General features: G+C 43.0%; 13 protein-coding genes. 10 read left to right on the top strand and 3 right to left on the bottom strand.

The features are described from left to right. The first annotated feature begins 25 nt into the window (after positions 1-25). From T541_RS0117485 to nudC, 5 genes are read left to right on the top strand one after another with little or no spacing between them, the layout of a single operon-like run. Entirely contained in the window at positions 26-1,759 is a 1,734-nt protein-coding gene (locus T541_RS0117485; RefSeq protein WP_026653859.1) for an ABC transporter ATP-binding protein, read from the top strand. 31 nt (positions 1,760-1,790) lie between these two features. Beyond that, on the top strand, positions 1,791-2,774 hold the full coding sequence (locus tag T541_RS0117490; protein WP_330375741.1) for a radical SAM protein: 984 nt from the start codon (positions 1,791-1,793) through the stop codon (positions 2,772-2,774). A gap of 54 nt (positions 2,775-2,828) precedes the next feature. Beyond that, positions 2,829-3,773: a CPBP family intramembrane glutamic endopeptidase gene (locus T541_RS21955; protein ID WP_051538343.1), complete on the top strand. Its 945-nt coding sequence runs from the start codon at positions 2,829-2,831 to the stop codon at positions 3,771-3,773. A gap of 40 nt (positions 3,774-3,813) precedes the next feature. Then, positions 3,814-4,731 carry a CorA family divalent cation transporter gene (locus tag T541_RS0117500; protein ID WP_026653861.1) on the top strand — a complete coding sequence of 306 codons (918 nt, stop codon included), beginning with the start codon at positions 3,814-3,816 and terminating at the stop codon, positions 4,729-4,731. A 16-nt stretch (positions 4,732-4,747) separates the two neighbouring features. Then, positions 4,748-5,680, top strand: a complete 933-nt coding sequence (gene nudC, locus T541_RS0117505; RefSeq protein WP_026653863.1) for an NAD(+) diphosphatase — start codon at positions 4,748-4,750, stop codon at positions 5,678-5,680. A 391-nt stretch (positions 5,681-6,071) separates the two neighbouring features. On the opposite strand, the gene T541_RS0117515 is transcribed toward nudC, so the two are convergent. Beyond that, the gene (locus T541_RS0117515; protein WP_026653865.1) at positions 6,072-8,102 is read right to left on the bottom strand and encodes a HelD family protein; all 2,031 of its coding nucleotides are present in this window, start codon (positions 8,100-8,102) and stop codon (positions 6,072-6,074) included. Between the two features lie 198 nt (positions 8,103-8,300). Here T541_RS0117515 and T541_RS0117520 point away from each other — a divergent pair, with 198 nt between their 5' ends. After that, entirely contained in the window at positions 8,301-9,287 is a 987-nt protein-coding gene (locus T541_RS0117520; protein WP_026653866.1) for a DUF3048 domain-containing protein, read from the top strand. A gap of 22 nt (positions 9,288-9,309) precedes the next feature. Here T541_RS0117520 and T541_RS0117525 read toward each other — a convergent pair whose 3' ends face one another. Continuing rightward, the gene (locus tag T541_RS0117525) at positions 9,310-10,224 is read right to left on the bottom strand and encodes a LysR family transcriptional regulator (protein ID WP_026653867.1); all 915 of its coding nucleotides are present in this window, start codon (positions 10,222-10,224) and stop codon (positions 9,310-9,312) included. 235 nt (positions 10,225-10,459) lie between these two features. Between T541_RS0117525 and T541_RS0117530 the strand changes: the two genes are divergently transcribed. Then, positions 10,460-11,575 (top strand): 5-methyltetrahydropteroyltriglutamate--homocysteine S-methyltransferase, encoded by a 1,116-nt coding sequence (locus T541_RS0117530; protein WP_026653868.1) that lies wholly within the window; start codon positions 10,460-10,462, stop codon positions 11,573-11,575. Between the two features lie 319 nt (positions 11,576-11,894). Here T541_RS0117530 and T541_RS0117535 read toward each other — a convergent pair whose 3' ends face one another. Further along, positions 11,895-13,223: a YwqG family protein gene (locus T541_RS0117535; RefSeq protein ID WP_026653870.1), complete on the bottom strand. Its 1,329-nt coding sequence runs from the start codon at positions 13,221-13,223 to the stop codon at positions 11,895-11,897. A 219-nt stretch (positions 13,224-13,442) separates the two neighbouring features. Here T541_RS0117535 and T541_RS0117540 point away from each other — a divergent pair, with 219 nt between their 5' ends. The 3 genes from T541_RS0117540 to T541_RS0117550 all read left to right on the top strand — a co-directional run bounded on the left by T541_RS0117540 (position 13,443) and on the right by T541_RS0117550 (position 16,163). Then, on the top strand, positions 13,443-14,480 hold the full coding sequence (locus tag T541_RS0117540; RefSeq protein WP_026653871.1) for a CPBP family intramembrane glutamic endopeptidase: 1,038 nt from the start codon (positions 13,443-13,445) through the stop codon (positions 14,478-14,480). Positions 14,481-14,555: 75 nt separating this feature from the next. Further along, positions 14,556-15,308: a TraX family protein gene (locus T541_RS0117545; protein WP_026653872.1), complete on the top strand. Its 753-nt coding sequence runs from the start codon at positions 14,556-14,558 to the stop codon at positions 15,306-15,308. Between the two features lie 87 nt (positions 15,309-15,395). Further along, entirely contained in the window at positions 15,396-16,163 is a 768-nt protein-coding gene (locus T541_RS0117550) for a response regulator transcription factor (RefSeq protein WP_026653873.1), read from the top strand. Positions 16,164-16,236 lie beyond the last annotated feature (73 nt).

Here is a 16,236-nt window from a genome sequence, read left to right on the forward strand (position 1 = left end):
GTTTAATACAGAATTTGGAGAAGTTATGGACCTGATCAAGAAGTTTATTCCTTACTATAAGCCCTACATTGGCGTGTTTTTGTTTGACCTTTTATGTGCGTCGATTTTATCTATAATCGACCTGACATTTCCTCAGTTCCTTAGATACTTAAGAGCTACGCTGTTCCTTCAGGAGCCTTCCGTTATCATGAGTAAGCTGGGTATAATAGCAGCTCTTTTGCTGGTGCTCTATATTATCAGAAGCGCCTGCAGATGGTATGTTACCAACCAGGGACACATGATGGGAGCCCGCATGGAATCTGGCATGAGAAGGGAGCTTTTTGACAAGTTCGAGAGCTTTTCTTTTTCCTATTATGATACTCACAACACCGGCGAAATGATGAGTAAGCTGGTGTCTGACTTGTTCGATATTTCTGAGCTGGCTCACCATGGCCCTGAGAACATCTTTATCTCTGTGGTTAAGATCATTGGCTCTTTTATCCTTCTTATGATGATCAATGTGCCAATGACCCTGTGCCTTGTGACAGTTGTGGTGTGCATGGCTATCTTTTCAATTACCAAGAATAAGAAAATGAGGGCGACCTTTAGGGATAACCGTAAGAAGATCGCCATTATCAATTCCTCCCTTCAGGATACCCTTGGCGGTATCAGAGTTGTGAAATCCTTTACCGGTGAGGATATTGAGAAGGAGAAGTTTGATGTCAGCAATGAAGGGTTCCTGTCTTCCAAGCAGGAGAACTACAGGCAGTTTGGTATCTTCCATGCCGGCAACAACTTCTTCGAGGGCCTTATGTACATAACTGTCCTTGTGGCAGGCGGCTTCTTTATTGCAAAGGGCCAGATGACCGGAGAGGACTTGGCTATCTACGCTCTCTACATCAACATCTTTATTAATCCTGTTAACGTGCTGGTGGAGTTTACAGAGCAGCTCCAGAAGGGCCTTGCAGGCTTTGAGAGATTCATTGAGGTTATTGAGACTGAGCCCGCCATCGTTGATAAGGCTGATGCAAAAGAGCTGTCTAATGTAAAGGGAGTCATTGATTATGAGGACGTTTCCTTCTCCTATGGTGATGAGGAGACAGTGCTTGATCACGTTAATCTTCACGTGGATGCCGGTAAGTCAGTGGCTATCGTTGGCCCTTCCGGTGGTGGTAAGACTACCCTTTGTTCGCTGCTTCCAAGATTCTATGATGTTACAGGAGGAAGAGTTAAGATTGATGGCACAGATATAAGGGATGTGACCCAGAAGTCCCTTCGCTCCTACATTGGAACTGTGCAGCAGGATGTATATCTTTTTAATGGAACGGTAAAAGAGAATATTGCCTATGGTAAGCTTGATGCCACCATGGAGGAAATAGTGGAGGCCGCTAGGAACGCGGATCTTCTTGAGTTCATCGAGAGCCTTCCAAATGGCTTTGAAACTCAGGTTGGAGAAAGAGGTGCAAGATTATCTGGCGGACAGAAGCAGAGAATTGCCATTGCCAGAGTATTCCTTAAGAATCCGCCGATATTGATTTTGGATGAGGCTACCAGTGCCCTTGATAATGAGTCAGAGCGCTATATTCAGGAAAGTCTTGATAAGCTTGCTATTGGAAGAACCACCATCACCATTGCCCACAGACTGTCTACAATTCTTGGGGCTGACGAGATCATCGTTCTTAATGAGGATGGAATCAAGGAGCGTGGAACCCACAAGGAGCTTATTGCAAAGGGCGGACTTTATGAGAAGTACTATCGCATGCAGCTTGGAAGAGTGTAATGGGCTGGCATGTTGATATTAGATATGGTATATGGATATGAGTACCGAGAGATATAGAGAATATGAGGCTTGCAAACTCTGTCCCAGAAAGTGCGGAGTGAACAGGTATGAGACAAAAGGATATTGTAACGAAGGCGCGGCGCTGCATGTTAGCAGGGCTGCTCTTCATATGTGGGAAGAACCCTGCATATCAGGCGCTAATGGCTCTGGAACTGTGTTTTTTTCTGGTTGCAATATGGGATGCGTATTCTGCCAGAACAGGATGATCAGTAGGGGTGAGATCGGTAAGGTCATTAGTACCGACCGCCTTGTGGAGATCTTCTGGGAGCAGAAGGAAAGAGGCGCCAACAACATTAACCTGGTGACAGGAGATATGTTCATACCTACCATCGTCACTGCCATTGAGAAGGCAAAGAGTGATGGATTTGACCTGCCCTTCCTTCTTAACACCTCATCTTACCTGGAGGTGGACAGCGTTAAGATGCTGGATGGACTGGTGGATATTTATCTGCCTGACTTTAAATACATAAGGGATGAGGATGCTGTGAAATACAGCAATGCCCGTGGATATGTGGAGGCCGCCAAGGCTGCCATAGATGAGATGGTGAGACAGTGCCCGGTGACAGAGTTTGTTGTTGAAAAGAATGATAGTGGTTCTGTGAACAGGAATGCTGAGGGTGAGTCTACATCTGACTATAGTGATGAAAATAAGATCATGGCTAAGGGCGTTGTGGTTCGTCACCTTCTTATGCCTGGAATGCTGATCCAGGCCAAGATGATAGTGAAGTACCTGTATGAGAGATATGGAGATAAGATCTACATCAGTCTTATGAATCAGTTCACGCCCAATGGAGAACTGGCCCAGTTCCCTGAGATCAACAGAAAAGTCACGGATAGGGACTACGATAGTCTCGTGGACTACGCAGCAAACCTTGGCGTAACTAAGGGATTTATGCAGGTGGGAGAGACTGCTAAGGAGAGCTTTATTCCCGATTTTGACATGTCTGGGGTATAATAAAGTAGTAGTTTAGATGCTTGGAAATAATATGACTATATAGGGAGACAATGTATGGAAGAAAAGAAGAGCATTTTTAAAAGGATTCACACAGAAAAGTTTAAATGGTTTGATGCAGTTATTATCTTGTATATAATCACTTTTTTGGTTATGCAGTTTGTGGGATCGGCCCTTGCACTTTTAATGGTCTATCAGCCCTTTGAAGATCTGATAGCTGGGGACGAGACAGGATTTTGGAACATCTTTAGTATGTATTTTGCCTTTTGTGGCATATGGGCTGCAATGCTTTTGTTCTGCGGCATTATAAAAAGATATACCCCAATTGTTAAGGCAGTCTGGACAAAGCCAAAGGGAAATAACATTAAGTTTCTTCTGATTGGCCTTCTTATAGGCTTTGTGATGAATATGACCTGTGCAGTTGCTGCAATACTGAACAAGGACATAGCTGTATATTTTGATTCTATCCAGCCTGTAAAGCTGATAGCTCTTTTTATAGCAGTGTTTGTTCAGTCATCCTGTGAAGAAATGGTATGCAGAGGCTTCTTGTATCAGGCATTAAGAAGAGGCTATCGCAGTCCAATAGTGGCTATAGTTGGAAGCTCAGCCTTCTTTGCAATTTTGCATTTGCTTAATCCTGGAGTAACTATTCTTTCAATTGTAAATATATTCCTGATTGGCGTGCTGTTCGCCATGATGGTTTACTATATGGACAGCTTGTGGTGCGCAATGGCTGTTCACGCGGCTTGGAACTACACACAGAATATTATCCTTGGACTTCCAAATAGCGGACAGATCACACCATTTTCTATCTTCAAGCTTGACCTTGCATCTGCCAGAGATAGCTTTGCCTACAGTGTAGACTTTGGACTCGAGGGATCCCTCATGGCGATGATTGTTGAGCTTGCTGCAATCGTGCTTATCTTTGTAATCTATCACAAGAAGAATGTCAAACCTTATGACCCATGGAATGATGAGACTTCAGCTGTAGAGCAGAAGTGATTGATATTGATACAATAATCTTCTAACCGGGAGGAATCACATGTTTTTTCTGATCAACAATGAACTTGAAGAATGTAGTGCTGAGCAGTGCCATGATGCTGCTGCACCCTATGTTGCAATTCTGACTCCGGCCCAGTGGGTAGAGCAGAATGAAAACTTTGACATGGGAATTGATTTTGATCTTAACAGTGAGGAGATCTATTCCACCAAGGCTGAAGTTAACTACGATTCGCTGACTGGAACCTTTTGTATTCCAACCCAGTCAGCCCATACTTCTGAGCCCCAGAGTTTTTCCTTTGCCCTTGATGAAACAGGAATTGTATTCATAGATGAAAACGGCTTTGCTTTGGATCTGGTGCTTAAGATCAAGAGATTCAAGAAGTGGAAAAAGCCATGTCTTGAGCGCTTCTTATATGATTTCCTGGAACTTATTATCCACAATGACCTTAGGACCATGCAGAGATACGAGTACGAGCTTGATAGTCTGGAAAAAGATATCATGACTAACGCAGAGACTGCCCACATGGAGCGAAACAACGAGATTCGTGGCGACATCAGAGATCTTCGAATTCATTATGAGCAGCTCTTGGATCTTGGTCAGGAGCTTGAGGAAAATGAGAACGGCTTTTTTAACGAGGACAATATTCGTTACTTCCACATGTTCTCAAGCCGTGTAGACAGGCTCTACGACTCAGCTACACACCTCAGGGACTATACTATCCAGCTTAACGACCTGTATCAGTCACAGCTGGATGTTAGACAGAACAGAATCATGACAGTCCTTACCGTGGTTACAACCATTTTCATGCCTTTGACCCTCATCGTTGGTTGGTACGGAATGAACTTTAAATACATGCCAGAGCTGGAATCCCGCATGGGTTATCCGGTGGTTATCGGGCTTAGTGCATTGATCGTTGTGGGAAGTCTTATATTCTTTAAAATCAAGAAGATATTGTGATTTGGAGAACAGGTAGATGCTACAGGATATTTTTCCATTGGAATTTAATAATCATTATGACCCTGGCAAAAGAGCTGACAAGAAAAGTCTACTCATTGTCATGCGGGGAGAGATAAGTCAGAGAGAAGTGCTGCTTAAGGTCTGCGATGACAACACTTTTTTCTTCCCTACATTGGGAGATTTTCTTGAGAGATTTGGAAATGCTGGTGATAAGGAAGGCGTGGATGTTATCAGTAAGCTGGATGATAAGCTCACATATCTCTTTTCCATTGGAGAGGATGACTTCTATATGCCTGTTGACCTTAAGGAGGAAGTGCCTGAGATTACTGATGATAAGGGCTGCGGCTATAAATACTATCTGATGCAGAATATCAGAAGAGAGAATAAAGAGCCTCAGCACTATGTGTTTGCCATGTACACTGCATTCCATCTCTATGAGTGGTATGTATCCCAGGCTTATTGTGGCAAGTGTGGAAAGCCCATGAAGAATGATGATACTGAGAGAGCCAGAGTCTGCACCTGCTGTGGATACAAGGCTTATCCAAGAATCAATCCTGCGGTTATTATTGGTGTGACGGATAAGGAGAGTAATAGAATTCTTCTTACCAAGTACAGAACTGGATTTGCCCAGAATGCCTTGGTGGCTGGCTTTACAGAGATTGGTGAGACGCTGGAAGAGACTGTAAAGCGCGAAGTTATGGAAGAGGTTGGCCTTAAGGTCACCAATATCCGCTACTACAAGTCTCAGCCCTGGGGAATTGCCTCAGATATTCTGGCAGGATTCTACTGCGATGTGGATGGGGATAAGGACATCCGAATGGATGAATCAGAGCTTAAATATGCTGAGTGGGTGGCGCCGGAGGATATCGTCCTCCAGACCACCAACTACAGCCTAACAAACGAAATGATGCGCCTCTTTAAAGAGAAAGGCTACGAGGGTTCTCTTTAATTCTTTGGTAATTCTGAATGTGTTTTTGGATGAGCCTGAGGGCTGCTGCTATAGCTTTACCAATACTCGCGTTTACTCGTTTAGACTTTCATCAGCTCATATCAGAAAAATGTCTCATTTCACAGTCGTTCAGAGCACTCGACATTTTTCTGATATTTCACTGTGAAACTCTACAACTCGTGCAAATGTCTCGTATTGATAAATCTATAGCAGCAGCCCCCAGGCTCATCTCAAAAACACAATTCATTCTTTGAACAAAAAAAGAAGTTAAAGAGAACCGTCGTATTGGCCTTTGTGGCCTTTATGATATTTTTCGAGATTATCAGCATTTCCGAATTAAGCATTATTTCCAAATCTTTTTCTGTTTCCAGAATCAGCCATGTCTCTGTAATTAACTGTTTTTAGATAGTAAGGTCAGGTGCCTTGTGGCACGGCTCATGGCTGTGTAGAGGCAGTGTTTGCCCAGTTCGGTGTCTGGGTATGAGGTTTTGTCAGCGTCAGCGAGGATGACGTTATCGAATTCAAGGCCTTTGGCTAGGGCGAGTTCGATCAGGAAGGCGCCGGACTTAGGAAGGCTGTCGTGGCCTGTGATGAACTGTGGTGCTTCTTCGCCAAGGTTAGCAAGGATGCTCTCAATTGTACTCTGGCTTCTGCAGATAATAGCAGTAAGACCTTCCTGTTTGTCTGCATCTGCAATAGCTTTATTTAGTTCTTTTATGTAGTCTGCGTCTGTGGCGCAGGCGATAGTCTCTACCTTCTCCCCAGGTCTCTTAACGCTGGAAACCATCATCTTCTTATCATCAGAAAGAAGTGCTGCGAACATGTCTGTAATTTCTGGTGAACTACGGTAGCTGGTCATAAGTGGGAGTTCCACGAATTTTTTGCCAGCTGCATCAGCCATGTCTTTTATCTCAGAAAATGTAATTGTACCCTCGCGGATTGCCTGGAATTCATCACCCAGGAGCATGAACTTGGCATTAGGGAAGAACTTGCTAAGGACCATAAGCTGAGCCTTGGTGTAGTCCTGAACTTCATCCACCATGACATATTTCATGCTGCGGTCGCAAAGGCCTGTAAGGGCCATTTTGGTGAAGATCCACTGGGCAGGAGTGATCTTATCAACGCCAAGAATACGCTGAGCCACGTGGGTTACATTGATCCAGCCGCAGTGTCTTATGCATTTAAGAGCGCCGCCAAAATCATTCTCAATTCTGTTTTCTTCAGACTTCTCAGACTTGGAAGTGCTGTCGGACTCCTCATCATCATGCTCATCAGCCATGTTGTGTAGAATGTTCTTAGCTCTTTGTTCAAGCTCGTCAGAAGCGGTCTGGAAGAGACGATTGCCCATAGGAAGGTGGCCAAATCTCTTAACTACAGCATGAACATCTTCCTTAGTCATCACCAGTCTTTCCTTCTGGCGAATATCAATGAAATCCTCTTCCTCAGGAGTGAGAGTTGGCAGAGTATCAATTATCTTTTGAAGTGATTCACATTCTGTGTAATCATAGTCATCCACTGCAAATGGCACATTGACCATGTTCAGGAACTCGCGCCAGGTCAGGGTTACAGGATTGGTCTCGCCCATGTCCGGAAGAACGTTGTCGATATAGTCGCGGAACACTGGATTCAGGGTCATGAGGCACACCTGATCAGGGCGAAGGGTCTTTCTCTTTTGGTAAAAGAGATATGCAATTCTCTGCAAAAGAACTGAAGTCTTACCACTACCTGCAATACCGTTTACAAGAAGAACAGGAACGTCAGGATAACGGATGACAGTGTTCTGCTCCTTTTGGATAGTTGCAGTAATTGCCTGCATCTTGTCTGAATGGGTAGAAGACAAGGACTTAAGGAGCATAGGATCCTCAATGGCAATCTGGGTATCAAAATATGAGATCAGTTTGTTTTTGTTGATGTCAAACTGACGGCGATTCTTAAGATCAACAGGGATAACTCTGTCTTCTACGGTGTACTGGGTCTTGCCCATTTCCTGGTTGTAGTAAACCTCGGCAATTGGAGATCTCCAGTCGATGATCATCTGATCATAGCCGTTTTCTGAGATGGCAGCGCGGCCGATGTAGTAATCCTCTTCTGGTTCTGATGGATCAAACTTGAGACTGATCTTGGCAAAATATGGAGATGCCAGGAGCTTATTAACTGTGTCACGCCTTATTCCAAGGGAGTTACTTTCAACGTTGTAGGTATCGATATAGCGGTTCCAAACCTCGATCTCTGCAAGAGTTTCCATGGTGGTCTCTGCGTCGGCATAGTCGAAGCGGATGTTATCGCGAATGTCATTCTTATCATCAATAGCCTTTTCATCCAGGGCAGAGATCTGAGAATCAAGATCCTTCTTCATGGCAAGGAGCTTGTCATAGACGCTGGTTAAGTGCTGTTGTTCTTTATCAAATATTTCTTTTTCCATAGATTCATTCCTTTGTTTATAGCGGAGTATTATCGTCCTGAATATACTCTCAAATTAATGATTTCCGATACAGGGTTTCCTGTATAAAGAGTCCTCTGTATCTTTTTAGTATAACATATTAGGAAAAGTGTCGCTTTCGGTACAAAAATAATGATATGATAATTATACAAATATGAGGAAAATGATAAGGAGTATTGTATGCGTCTTAAAAATGTTCTTGCAGTTGCAACTAGTGTATTTAGCGCTTTTATGCTTTCTATCACTGCCTATGCCGGCACATCAGAGCTGACGGGACTTCCCATCGATGATAGCATTGTGAATCAAAGACCTGTAGCTATCATGGTGGACAACGAAAAGAAAGCCCTTGCTCACTACGGCGTTGGAGAGGCTGACATCGTCTATGAGATGATGAACAGTACAGCTAATGGCCGAATCACAAGACTTATGTGCCTTTACAAGGACTGGACCAATCTTGGACAGACAGGCAGTATCCGTAGTACCAGAACCACCAACGTTATCCTTACTGGTGAGTACAATGCAGTACTTATCCACGATGGCGGCCCGGTTTACATCAAGAATTACCTGGCACAGCCTTACGCTACTAACTTAAGCGGCGGCTTTACCAGAATCAAGAATGGTAAACCTACAGAGTTTACTGAGTATGTCTTTGGAAATGAGCTGGTGAACAGATTTGCAAAGGCTGGCATTCCTACTACCTACACCGCAGCACCTGAGAGAAATTCACATTTTCTTTTTAACGATAATGACGTGGATCTGCCAAGTGAGATGGTGGCAAATACAGTGAATCTTTCCAGCGTATTTGTTCACAATAAGAGTCAGCTCCTTTTCAATGCTGGCACACGAACCTATGATTATTACGAGTACGGAATGCTGCATACAGACGCAGAAGACGGACAGGTCCTGACCTTCAAGAACGTAATCCTTCAGAATGTTTCATTTAACGTGCTTGATAAGAATGGTTATCTTACCTACAACGTGGTAGGCTCAGGCACAGGCTATTACATCACAAACGGTAAGGCTCTTCCAATTACCTGGAGTAAGAGTAGCGCCACAGGAATCACACATTACTACTACGCTGAGGGCGTAGAGATCATGGTGAACAGAGGAAAGACCTACATCGGTCTGGTACCTTCTGACACCTGGGCACAATTACAGATTGGCTGATAAATTCTTTAGTGGATCATCTTTAGCGGCTGGAACTGCCATTGATGGTCCACTTTAATGTTTCGATATATTTGGTGGTAAGGGGCGATGGATGGATAGAGGCTGGGAGAATGTAGCCTATCTCCATGTAGTCATCCACCTTAAGGGGCTTGGCAATAATGTTAGGGCCGTTCAGTTCTTCGCTGATGACACCGCTACAGATGGTGTATCCATGTAGACCAATCAGCAGATTAAAGAGTGTGGCTCTGTCGCAGACCACCAGCTCCTTGTCACAATCAAGGGTACTCAGTATCTCCTCGGAGAAGTAAAAAGAGTTATGACTTCCCTGTTCGTAGGAAAGACGAGGATATGGGGCCAGATCCTTTGGAGAGATGGTTTTCTTTGAAGCCAGAGGATTGTTCTTTCCAATGAAAATATGAGGCTTTGCGGTAAATAATGGCTCAAAAACAAGACCATTATCCCGGAGAGTCTTTTTTATTATGGTTTCGTTAAAGCGGTTTAAGTACAGGATTCCAATCTCGCTTCTAAGATGAGCCACATCATTGATAATCTCGTAGGTCTGGGTTTCACGCATGTGGAACTCATATTTATCTTTTCCATATTTCTTAAGCAGCTCTACAAAGGCCTCCACAGCGAAGGAGTAGTGCTGAGAGGATACGCAAAAGCGCTGCTTTCCCTGGGCTTTTCCATTGTAGCGCTCATCAATCAGGGCAGTCTGTTCAAGAACCTGCCTTGCATAGCCAATGAACTCATCTCCGTCAGGGGTGAGCTCGATTCCCTTGTTGGACCTGGCAAAGAGAGTGATGCCATATTCTTTTTCCAGTTCGTGAATGGAAGAGGTAAGGCTTGGCTGGGAGATGAAGAGCTTTGCTGCCGCCTCTGTGATGTTGCCAGTTTCTGCCACGGTTACTGCGTATTGGAGTTGCTTAAGAGTCATTGTTATCCCTCCTGTAAAAAGAGATTTCTTTTAACATTACTATTAAATTTCAGACTGATTGAATTATCTGTAGCAATTATCTAAATATAGAATTTAGTCTAGTTTATCACATAGCCATAGATAAAATCTATGGACAAACTAAGGAAATATATATTTTACCTACTAACATGGTAGGACTATGATTCTGCATAGAATCTAATGCGCGCGATAATCACACTTTGAGGAGGCTGATGAAATGAGTAATTTACAGACACCCTTTAGATATGATTTTGTTGGAAGCTTTTTAAGACCACAGGCCCTTAAGGAGGCTAAAGCGCAGTTCCTTGCAGGAGCTATCAGCGAGGACCAGTACGACAAGGTGGTTAATGAAGAGATTACAAAGGTTGTTAACAAGCAAAAAGAGCTGGGATACCATGTGATAACAGATGGAGAGTTCAGAAGAAGCTTTTGGCACCTGGATTTTATGTGGGGCTTTGAGGGAGTAGAGCACAAGGCCACAGGTAATGGCGTTCAGTTTAGCGGCGAGCTGGCTGTTCTTGATGACACCTATCTTGTTGGTAAGATCAAGGCTAAGGCTCATCCATTTGTTCAGTACTTCAAGTTCCTTAAGCAGTTTGAGGATGAGAACACCGTTGCCAAGTATACAATTCCAGCGCCTGCTCAGACCTTCCAGCAGATGATCGTTCCAGTCAATATCGAAGCTACTCGCAAGTTCTATCCTGATAACGAGGAGCTGATTCAGGACATTGCTGCCGCTTACCGCGATGTTATTAAGCAGTTCTATGATGCAGGCTGCCGCAATCTTCAGCTTGATGACTGCACCTGGGGAGCTATCGTTGGCGATGCTGCCAAGCAGAGATACAAGGCCCTTGGTATAGACCTTGAACAGGTAAAAGAGCAGCTTCTTAAAGTGAACAATCTGGCCCTTGAAGGAAAGCCAGCAGACATGGTCATCAATTCACATATCTGCAGAGGTAATTACCACTCAACCTATTTCACCAGCGGCCCATATGATACCGTTGCTGATTATGTTTTTGCAAAAGAGAATGTGAATGCTCTTTTCCTTGAATATGATGATGAAAGATCTGGCGGCTTTGCGCCACTTTCCAAGGTTTCAGAAGATAAGAAAATAGTACTCGGCCTTATTACTACAAAGTCTCCTGTCCTTGAGGACAAGCAAAAAGTTATAGACAGAATTCATGAGGCAGCACAGTACGTGCCACTTGATCGCCTCTATTTAAGCCCGCAGTGCGGCTTTGCATCCTGTGAGATTGGCAATAAGCTCACAGAAGAGCAGCAGTGGGCAAAGCTCAAACTTGTAAAAGAAATCGCTGAAGAAGTCTGGGGATGACATCGGGTGACATCGGGGACGGTTCTATCTGACTCCTTTACTCATTTATTGATTTTGTCAGAAATGTGGCCCAGGGGGCCTGCCATATCTTTATCAATGCGAGACATTTAATGTTGCTGATGAGATTCAAGGTGAAATATTAGAAAAATGTTGAGTGTCCCGAATATAATGAGATGAGACATTTTTCTAATATGAGCCTTAGAATCTCACAGCAAGATTAACGCGAGCAGTGGTAAAGATATGGCAGGCCCCCTGGGCCACATTCTGACAATACATATCATTCGCAAAAGGAGTCAACAAGAACCGTCCCCACTGACTCTTAATAGCAATCCCAGTTAAAGAGAACGTCTTCGAAGTTCTTGTTTTCTAAGTCTTCATGGTTAATGAAGAAGTTCAGGATTCCACAATCGCCGATTGAAATATTGATGCCATGACCAAATTCAGAGTCGAGCTGGAACAGAACTGTGTCATAGCGTTCCAGTTCTTCATCGTAGGAACGAGGGTCTGACTGAGTAAAGGCAGCATAGCCAAGAAGATGGGAATCGCCTTTTGGAAGCTTGGAGCTTATAAACTCTTCATCCGCATCTGATAAATAGTCCCAACAGTTCTTTTCACCAAGTACTACGTTGTACTTGTTTGTTAAAATATCCTCTACAATATCAGAAACTTCGCCCGTGCGGTAATTGATGCTCTCCGTTGTCCTGTTAAATGTCATTGGATAGCATCCTCCAACAGGGAACATGCAGTACTCCTCATACACATCACTTCCTGCCAGGATTCCGCGTTTTTTAACATCCTCTTCTGTAACAGTTTCATCTATGGTCTCATGGTAAACAACCTTGTAATGCTTTTCATCCATACCAAGATCATCGTAAGGAGACACGTAAAACTGAAGAAGTCCGTGGTCTGGGAACTTCTCATGTTTAAGATCCCTTAGGTTGATCTGAGCCACAAGGATTGGACACACCTTTTCGCCAAAAGAGATAAATTCCTTATCCTTAGGCCAATAAGGATATCCCCCAGCCTTACTGGAGGTCAGCGTAGTATCTCCGTTAGTTACATTAATTCTGATGGTTTCAATCTCTGTCTTACTCCAGATAGTATTTACTATGTCATCCAGGATTTCTTTTCCCACTGACTTGCCCAAAAGCTTGGGAGCTGGATTATTCCATTCAAGATCAAATTTATCAGCAAAATAGTTATAGAAATTATCATCGTATGGAACAAAAAGATAGGCCGTATAGTAGAAATAATTCTCGTTCATCTTTTCATTGCCAAAATACTGACGGGCGTATGCATTGGCCCAACCAAGATAATCAGTATTCCATCCACCAAATTTGTATAGAGCCGTTACAAAGGGCTTGAGCTCGTCTTTTATATGATCATAGGTTATGCACCCATGGAAATATGGACTCTCAGCCAGAAGCTTTCTAATATCTCCTGCTCCATCAAGAGCCGCTCTTAACCTTGGCTCGCCGATATAAGCTGCCTCAGAAATAAGATCTTTGTTATATGCCCATCTAAGAAAAACCGCCATCATGTTGTACTGGGCAAGCTCAGGCATAGTTCTGCCAAAACCATTATCCTCCAGCATTTCATCATGGCGTTCTTTCTGATCAATAATATTCTTATCTGTTTGGATAAACATAGATTCCTCCCACCAATAACATTTCTGCGCCCCTCGCAGTTACGGAACATTATAGCATAGGTCGAGAGGTAAAAGAACTGTAGAAACAGGCAACTCTCTTTTTAAGTGTAAAAGAAATACAAATAAGTGTAATCTTCACATGCTACATATGCATGCTGTATTGTATAATCTAGAAAGAATGAGGATGAAGGTTATGAAAAGAAATGAGGAGGCGGTATTATGCAGGAAAATATAATGAAAGCGAGAAAGACTTATTCCAGGATCGGAATGAGCTATACGCTTATGTATCTGGGCTATCTGGTGCTTTTACTGGTGGTGATGGCTCTTTATAAAGTAATTACTAATGGTGAATATCTGATGGGTCACAGTCTTAATCTATTGGATATGGCGGTTCGCTTTGTGATACTGTATCCGCTTATGTATCTGATGATAAGAAAGCTTCCTAAGTTTGATATTCCTAAGAATAGTCTTGGAATAAAGGAAATTTTGGCATGCCTTCCTATAACATACACAATCATGTATATTGCCAACCTTCTTGGGGCATATATCAATGTGTATGTTGGCAAAACAACGGGAGTTGGTGGAGTTAATCCTATTGTGGAGTTTGTATCTGATCTTTCACCCATAGAGCAGATCATTATTGTAGCTGTATTGGCACCAATATTCGAGGAATTCTTGTTTAGGAAATTCATTATCGACAGAGTGATAGGCTATGGCGAAGTGGCAGCTATGTTTGTTTCTGGCTTTATGTTTGGCCTGTTCCATGGTAACTTCATACAGTTTGTATACGCAACAGCTCTTGGTATGTTCTATGCATTTATTTACATGAGAACAGGAAAGCTCTTTTACACTATTATTCTGCACATGTTCCTGAACGGCTTTAGCCTCTTTGTTACCAATGTGATGATGAGGGGTGTAAATGCACCAGAATTGCAGCAATATCTTAATAATGGCGATGTGGATGGCTATATGGAGTATTTCACTTCCCACGTGGAAGATTATGCAGCCATGATTGTAATGGGATTCTTTGTCCTGGCCATAGTTATTACTGGAATTGTGCTGATGATAGTTAACAGAAATAAATTTGTTTTTGAAAGCTATGCTGAGGAAGTTGAAAAAGACCTTAGGTTCAGAACAGTTGCCCTGAACCCGGGAATGCTTTTCTTTATTATTTTCTTTGCCATCACAATTATACTTACTCAGTTTGGAATCAATTGGTATGACAGTTTGGTAAATGCGATCATGAGAATGATCTAACGAGGGATTTAAAAAATGAAAAAGCTATTTGGAAATAGCTCTTATCAGATAAATAATTGTTGGAAGGTTAGTTTTATGAATTCTTTTAAAGAGAAGTTTGGCCTTAATTCTAATGCATTGAAGCTTATTGCGATTGTGGCGATGACGATAGATCATTTCACGGATATATTCTTTCCGGGATTTCCGATTGAACCGGTGCCCATGATGCTTCATGGTATTGGAAGGTTGACGGCGCCAATCATGTGGTTCTTTGTGTGTGAGGGCTATTTCTATACGAAGAATGTTAAGAAGTACATGCTGCGTCTTGGAATATTTGCAGTGATATCACACTTTGCGTACTGCTTTGGCTTTGGTATTCCGCTTAATCCTTTGACTGGCGGAATCTTTAATAGAACAAGTGTGATGTATCCTCTTTTCATAGCAGTTGTGATCTTGTATATGCATGAGCATGCCAAGTTTTCAAATGCCCTGAAATTCATCATTACAACAGTGTTGATATTCAGTGCGTTTCCTGCGGATTGGAGCTGCATTGCGGTTCTTTGTATCGTCTACATGTACGGTAAAAGAGGAAACTTGAAGGCACAGATGGGTATAATCATAGGCTGGACCTTTGTTTACGCATTGGTTTCCTACTTGTTTGTCAGCAAAGGATACGCTATAGTTCAAATAGGAATTCTCATGGTGTATCCAGTTCTGTACTTCTACAACGGCCAGCGTGGTAAGGCCAAGTGGATGAAATGGTTCTTTTACATCTACTATCCACTGCACCTGGCAGTGCTGGGAATTCTGAGACTGATGATCTACGGAAATGTGAACCTGACGTTCTGAGCCCTTGGGGGACGGAGTTTGTGTATCATTTTGCAGATCAAATTGTTGATATGTTGATGAATGCTTGAGCATTCTGGGGATTTGTGTATGAAGATACTACTACTTGAAGATGATGATGCTATAGGAATGGGGCTTAAGTACTCTCTTGAAAAGGAAGGGTATCAGGTGACCCACGTTAAATCTAAAGAAGAAGCGCTTGCTGCATTTGCGGCAGGTGCTTTTGTATTGTGTATTTTAGACATCAATCTTCCTGATGGCAATGGCTACGAGGTGTGCCAGTTCATCAAGGAAAAAGAGGATGTGCCTGTAATATTTTTAACTGCCAATGACGCTGAGGTCAACGTGGTCATGGGCCTTGAGATGGGTGCAGATGACTATATCTGTAAGCCCTTCAGGATCAATGAACTGATGGCCAGGATCAAGACCGTGTTAAGACGCACAGGGAATCGCCCAGGAAGTGACTGCGAGACAGTTAGTGGCGGGAACGTTGGAATACTTGAAAAGACTGAACATGGCTCAAAAACAGCCGTGGACGCTAGTGTTATGGCGATTCAAAACATTAGGATCCACACTAATGAAGCGAGAGTGGGAATTGTTGAAGACTCAGGAAAAGAGAGTATGGTTGAACTCACAGCCCTTGAATACCGCTTGCTTCTTGCATTCTGTAACAACAGGGGAGTAGTTCTTTCCCGTAATCAGCTGCTGGCAGATATGTGGGATGTGGACGGTGACTTCGTCAATGACAACACCCTTACCGTCTATATCAAGAGACTTCGCGACAAGATTGAGGAAGATCCAGCGGCTCCAAAGATTATTAAGACCGTCCGGGGTTTGGGGTATATTCTGGAGAAATAGAATTCAGGAAATGTTATTTATAATTGGTAGGCTTAAAACAAGGAAAGTCACAAATCAAGCCTGCCATCAGAGA

The organism is Butyrivibrio proteoclasticus P6B7 (assembly GCF_000622085.1).
Taxonomy (GTDB): domain Bacteria; phylum Bacillota; class Clostridia; order Lachnospirales; family Lachnospiraceae; genus Butyrivibrio; species Butyrivibrio proteoclasticus_A.

Excerpts from the sequence above, each read along its gene's own strand:
- T541_RS0117485 (WP_026653859.1), top strand. The coding sequence starts at position 26 with ATGGACCTGATCAAGAAGTTTATTCCTTACTATAAGCCCTACATTGGC.
- T541_RS0117490 (WP_330375741.1), top strand. The coding sequence starts at position 1,791 with ATGGATATGAGTACCGAGAGATATAGAGAATATGAGGCTTGCAAACTC.
- T541_RS21955 (WP_051538343.1), top strand. The coding sequence starts at position 2,829 with ATGGAAGAAAAGAAGAGCATTTTTAAAAGGATTCACACAGAAAAGTTT.
- T541_RS0117500 (WP_026653861.1), top strand. The coding sequence starts at position 3,814 with ATGTTTTTTCTGATCAACAATGAACTTGAAGAATGTAGTGCTGAGCAG.
- nudC (WP_026653863.1), top strand. The coding sequence starts at position 4,748 with ATGCTACAGGATATTTTTCCATTGGAATTTAATAATCATTATGACCCT.
- T541_RS0117515 (WP_026653865.1), bottom strand. The coding sequence starts at position 8,102 with ATGGAAAAAGAAATATTTGATAAAGAACAACAGCACTTAACCAGCGTC.
- T541_RS0117520 (WP_026653866.1), top strand. The coding sequence starts at position 8,301 with ATGCGTCTTAAAAATGTTCTTGCAGTTGCAACTAGTGTATTTAGCGCT.
- T541_RS0117525 (WP_026653867.1), bottom strand. The coding sequence starts at position 10,224 with ATGACTCTTAAGCAACTCCAATACGCAGTAACCGTGGCAGAAACTGGC.
- T541_RS0117530 (WP_026653868.1), top strand. The coding sequence starts at position 10,460 with ATGAGTAATTTACAGACACCCTTTAGATATGATTTTGTTGGAAGCTTT.
- T541_RS0117535 (WP_026653870.1), bottom strand. The coding sequence starts at position 13,223 with ATGTTTATCCAAACAGATAAGAATATTATTGATCAGAAAGAACGCCAT.
- T541_RS0117540 (WP_026653871.1), top strand. The coding sequence starts at position 13,443 with ATGCAGGAAAATATAATGAAAGCGAGAAAGACTTATTCCAGGATCGGA.
- T541_RS0117545 (WP_026653872.1), top strand. The coding sequence starts at position 14,556 with ATGAATTCTTTTAAAGAGAAGTTTGGCCTTAATTCTAATGCATTGAAG.
- T541_RS0117550 (WP_026653873.1), top strand. The coding sequence starts at position 15,396 with ATGAAGATACTACTACTTGAAGATGATGATGCTATAGGAATGGGGCTT.